Below are 446 nucleotides of genomic sequence, written 5' to 3' on the forward strand. Positions count from 1 at the left end.
GTGGTGGTGTAGCGAGCCCACAATACTTGCAGTGTGTGCTTCGTACGCCCTGTGCGTGCTTTGACGACCGCGTCAAAGTCAATCGGGACGAATTCGCCTTGCCCGCTGGTGCGTTTATCAACGAATATCTCGTCCAGCTCGTCATTCGTCAGCGCCGCGACCTGCTGGGCAGTGGTCAGGCCAAGGCTTCGCAGCGCTTGGTTCGCCCGGGAAATCGCGCGGTGCGAGCACCCGAGTTGGTCTTCAATCTGGCGGTAAGAACGCTTCTTAATCAGCAGCGTCATCACCGCACGGTAATCCGTCATCAGCGGACTCCTTCCAGTACGCGCCGCACCCGAGTGGTGCGGCTACCGGAAGTATCATCCCGAGCGCCCTGAGCTGCTACCAGAAACTCACTGAAGCGCTACCGGATAGTCACGACACTGCTACCAAATAGCCGGTCGCAA

1 pseudogene is annotated in these 446 nt (G+C 59.0%); it reads right to left on the bottom strand.

What is annotated here, in order from left to right:
• Window positions 1-305: pseudogene (locus QP994_RS11120) on the bottom strand (Trp family transcriptional regulator); the annotation flags it as partial.
• Between the last annotated feature and the right edge of the window lie 141 nt (window positions 306-446).

This window comes from Corynebacterium sp. MSK044 (assembly GCF_030232825.1).
Taxonomy (GTDB): Bacteria; Actinomycetota; Actinomycetes; order Mycobacteriales; family Mycobacteriaceae; genus Corynebacterium.